This is a genomic window from uncultured Blautia sp., assembly GCF_902497045.1.
In the GTDB taxonomy this organism is placed as follows: domain Bacteria; phylum Bacillota; class Clostridia; order Lachnospirales; family Lachnospiraceae; genus Blautia_A.
In genome coordinates, this window is record NZ_CABVDF010000235.1 from 1 (window position 1) to 4,253 (window position 4,253).

Annotated in this window: 7 protein-coding genes; all 7 read left to right on the plus strand. The window is 43.6% G+C overall.

The window, feature by feature from the left end; translation table 11 throughout:
- Window positions 1–372, plus strand: a 372-nt coding sequence (gene rpsE, locus RDS42_RS12910; protein ID WP_308784019.1) for a 30S ribosomal protein S5, incomplete at its 5' end; no start/stop codon positions are given.
- Window positions 373–386: 14 nt separating this feature from the next.
- Window positions 387–566 carry a 50S ribosomal protein L30 gene (rpmD, locus tag RDS42_RS12915; protein WP_022067319.1) on the plus strand — a complete coding sequence of 60 codons (180 nt, stop codon included), beginning with the start codon at window positions 387–389 and terminating at the stop codon, window positions 564–566.
- Between the two features lie 38 nt (window positions 567–604).
- Window positions 605–1,045, plus strand: a complete 441-nt coding sequence (rplO, locus tag RDS42_RS12920) for a 50S ribosomal protein L15 (RefSeq protein WP_308784020.1) — start codon at window positions 605–607, stop codon at window positions 1,043–1,045.
- Window positions 1,045–2,361, plus strand: a complete 1,317-nt coding sequence (gene secY, locus RDS42_RS12925) for a preprotein translocase subunit SecY (RefSeq protein ID WP_308784021.1) — start codon at window positions 1,045–1,047, stop codon at window positions 2,359–2,361. Before rplO ends, secY begins: the two co-directional genes overlap by 1 nt.
- A gap of 98 nt (window positions 2,362–2,459) precedes the next feature.
- On the plus strand, window positions 2,460–3,104 hold the full coding sequence (locus RDS42_RS12930; RefSeq protein WP_308784022.1) for an adenylate kinase: 645 nt from the start codon (window positions 2,460–2,462) through the stop codon (window positions 3,102–3,104).
- Between the two features lie 3 nt (window positions 3,105–3,107).
- A complete protein-coding gene (gene map, locus RDS42_RS12935; RefSeq protein ID WP_308784023.1) occupies window positions 3,108–3,863 on the plus strand; it encodes a type I methionyl aminopeptidase in 756 nt (251 codons plus the stop codon).
- A gap of 22 nt (window positions 3,864–3,885) precedes the next feature.
- Window positions 3,886–4,104 (plus strand): translation initiation factor IF-1, encoded by a 219-nt coding sequence (gene infA, locus RDS42_RS12940; RefSeq protein ID WP_005428560.1) that lies wholly within the window; start codon window positions 3,886–3,888, stop codon window positions 4,102–4,104.
- The last annotated feature ends 149 nt before the right edge of the window (window positions 4,105–4,253 follow it).

The following is a 4,253-nucleotide window of genomic DNA, read 5'->3' on the forward strand; positions in this document are numbered from 1 at the left end:
CATGTTGGTGCAGGTTTAGGAAAAGCAGCTGAAATTCCGGAAGCAATCCGCAAAGGAAAAGAAGATGCTATGAAAAAACTGGTAACAGTAGCAAGAGATGAGAACGGATCTATTACACATGACTTCGTAGGAAAATTCGGAAGTGCTGAGATGCTTCTGAAACGTGCTCCGGAAGGTACCGGTGTTATCGCCGGAGGTCCGGCACGTGCCGTTATCGAGCTTGCAGGTATCAAGAACATCCGTACAAAATGTATGGGCTCCAGAAATAAACAGAATGTTGTCCTGGCTACAATCGAGGGATTAAGCCAGCTGAAGACTCCGGAAGAAGTTGCAAGACTTCGCGGAAAATCTGTAGATGAGATTCTGGCATAAGGAGGAAACGAAAAATGGCAGATACAATTAAAGTTACATTAGTAAAGTCTCCTATCGGTGCAGTTCCGAAACACAAAAAGACTGTAGTTGCTATGGGACTTACAAAAATGCACAAGACAGTTGAAATGCCTGATAATGCAGCTACAAGAGGCATGATCAAGCAGGTTCAGCATCTGGTTAAAGTAGAAGAGTAATTCGAGACAGTAAAGAGAAATAAAAGGAGGTGCCAAAAATGGATTTATCAAATCTGAGACCTGCAGAGGGTTCCAAACACAGTGATAACTTCAGAAGAGGCCGTGGACATGGTTCCGGAAACGGAAAGACAGCCGGAAAAGGACATAAAGGACAGTTAGCACGTTCCGGACACAAGAAACCGGGATTTGAAGGCGGACAGATGCCTTTATACAGACGTCTTCCGAAGAGAGGCTTCAAAAACAGAAACTCCAAAGAAATCATTGCGATCAATGTTGACGTTCTGAACCGTTTTGAGGACGGAGCAGAGGTTACTGTTGAGAGTCTGCTGGAAAGCCGCGCAATTTCCAAAGCTGGTGACGGCGTTAAAATTCTTGGAAATGGTGAGCTGACTAAGAAAGTTAATGTAAAAGTAAATGCTGTCAGCGAAACCGCAAAAGCTAAAATTGAAGCTGCTGGTGGTACAGTAGAGGTGATTTAATGTTTGAAACTCTCAAAAGTCTTTTTAGAGTAAAAGAGATGCGTCGTAAGCTGTTTTATGTGATCGGCATGATCTTTGTCATCCGTATCGGCTCCCAGCTTCCCGTTCCCGGTGTGGACAGCGACGTATTCAGACAATGGTTTCAGAGCAACACCGGTGACGCATTCAACTTTTTTGATGCGTTTACCGGAGGCTCCTTTGAGAGTATGTCCATATTTGCTCTGAACATCACACCGTATATTACATCATCCATTATCATTCAGCTTCTTACTATCGCTATTCCCGCTCTGGAAGAAATGCACAGAGACGGTGAAGAGGGAAGAAAGAAGATGACAGCCATCACCCGTTATGTAACAATCGGTCTTGCTCTTTTTGAGTCTGTTGCAATGACAATCGGATTTGCAAAAGGCAATATTGTTCAGGACATGAATTTTATGAAAGGGCTGGTAGTAGTAGTTTCTCTTACAGCAGGATCTGCTATGCTGATGTGGATTGGTGAACGTATCACAGAAAAGGGCGTTGGAAATGGTATTTCTATCGTACTTGCGGTAAATATTGTATCCAGGATCCCAAGTGATATGATGACCCTCTATGAGAACTTTATCAAAGGAAAAACAATTGCAAAAGGTATGCTGGCCGGAGTTATTATTCTTGCCATTATTCTGGCGGTTGTTGTATTTGTATTGATTCTTAATGGAGCAGAAAGAAGAATACCCGTACAGTATTCCAAGAAGATGGTTGGACGTAAGCTTGTAGGCGGACAGTCCAATAATATTCCTCTTAAAGTAAATACTGCCGGTGTCATTCCGATCATCTTTGCTTCTTCTATCATGTCTTTCCCGGGACTGATCGCTCAGTTTGCAGGAAAAGCTAATGGAACAGGAATTGGAAGCGAGATTCTGAGAGGATTATCTTCCAGTAACTGGTGTGATCCGGCTCAGCTGAAGTACAGCTGGGGACTGATCGTGTATATCGTTCTTTGCGTATTCTTTGCATATTTCTACACTTCCATTACATTTAATCCGTTGGAAGTTGCAGATAATATCAAGAAGCAGGGAGGTTTTATCCCGGGTATCCGTCCAGGAAAGCCTACATCAGATTATCTGCAGAATCTTCTTAATTACATTATATTTATAGGCGTAGTTGGCCTGATCATCGTGGCAGTGATCCCGTTCTTCTTTAACGGCGTATTTAAGGCTCAGGTTTCCTTTGCCGGAACCTCACTGATCATTGTAGTTGGCGTTGTCCTTGAAACTGTGAAACAGATTGAATCTCAGTTGCTTGTCCGCAATTACAAAGGCTTTCTGGCTAACTAGTGCTTGTCCGCTGACCGTAGCGGTACTGTGCACAGGAAATGAAGGCTGCGGTATGCTTTGCATGCTGCAGCCATTTTAAATATAAGGAGGGTATTTTTATGAAGATTATCATGTTGGGTGCACCGGGTGCCGGCAAAGGTACTCAGGCAAAAAAAATCGCTGAGAAATATGGCATTCCGCATATTTCCACAGGCGACATCTTCCGTGCTAATATCAAGAACGGCACAGAACTTGGAAAAAAAGCAAAAACTTATATGGATCAGGGGCTTCTTGTACCTGATGAACTGACCTGTGATCTTGTAGTAGACAGAATTCAGCAGGATGACGCAAAGAATGGATATGTACTTGACGGTTTTCCAAGAACAATTCCTCAGGCAGAGTGTCTGACAGAAGCACTTGAAAAGCTTGGAAGCAAAATCGATTTCGCTATCGACGTAGATGTTCCGGATGAAAACATTGTAAATCGTATGGGCGGAAGACGTGCGTGTCTGAAATGTGGAGCTACTTATCATGTAGTATATGCGGCTCCGAAGACAGAAGGCATTTGCGATACCTGCGGCGAGGCGCTTGTTCTTCGCGATGATGATAAACCGGAAACTGTACAGAAACGTCTGAATGTGTATCATGATCAGACACAGCCTCTGATTGACTACTATACAGAACAGGGTGTATTAAAAACAGTAGACGGAACACGTGCTCTGGATGAAGTATTCCAGGAAATCGTGGGAGTTTTAGGAGAATAAAAAATGTCAGTTTCAATTAAGTCAGAACATGAAATAGAGCTTATGAGAGAGGCAGGACATCTTTTGGAAAAAGTCCATAATGAGCTTGCTTCTTACATCAGACCGGGAATCAGTACCAAGGAACTGGACCGCATTGGAGAGGAAATGATCCGCTCTCTGGGCTGTACTCCAAACTTTTTAAATTATAATGGATTTCCAGGATCTTTCTGTATCAGTCTCAACGATGAGGTAGTACATGGAATCCCCTCAACAAAGAAAATCATTCAGGAAGGTGACCTTGTAAAGATCGATGCAGGTTTGATCTACAAAGGATATCATTCTGATGCTGCCCGTACCTATGCAGTAGGCGAGGTGTCTGCAGAGGCACGCCAGCTTATGGAGGTAACAAAGCAGAGTTTCTTTGAAGGAATCAAATTTGCAAAAGCAGGAAATCATCTTAATGATATTTCTAAGGCCATTGGAGCATATGCTGCAAAATACAATTATGGTATTGTGCGCGATCTGGTAGGACATGGTATTGGAACTCATCTTCATGAGGATCCGCAGATACCAAACTTTCCACAGAAGCGCCGTGGAATTAAACTGATGCCGGGCATGACTCTGGCAATTGAACCGATGATTAATTTAGGCCGAGCAGATGTGGCCTGGGAGGACGATGACTGGACCGTTGTCACAATGGACGGATCACTTTCCGCTCATTATGAAAATACCGTTCTCATCACAGACGGTGAACCGGAGATTCTGACTCTTACAAAATGACAGATGACATAGGAGGTTAATAATGTCAAAAGCAGATGTGATTGAAGTGGAAGGAACTGTACTGGAGAAGCTGCCGAACGCAATGTTCAAGGTAGAGCTGGAGAATAAGCACGTGGTGCTTGCTCATATCAGCGGTAAGCTTCGTATGAATTTTATCCGTATCCTTCCGGGAGATAAAGTAACAATCGAGCTTTCTCCATATGATCTGTCCAAGGGCAGAATTATCTGGAGAGATAAATAAAAAAATGTGAGGGGGAGTTGCGAAAGCCCGCAGCTCCCCCTCACACTCCCCCTGTGGGCCCGCTGGTTTGTGGGTTCTGCAGGGGGAGTTTTTGTTGTTAGGGCAAGGCCCTGTTTTACATTGTGAAGTTTTTCGTTGATCCGAAAAAC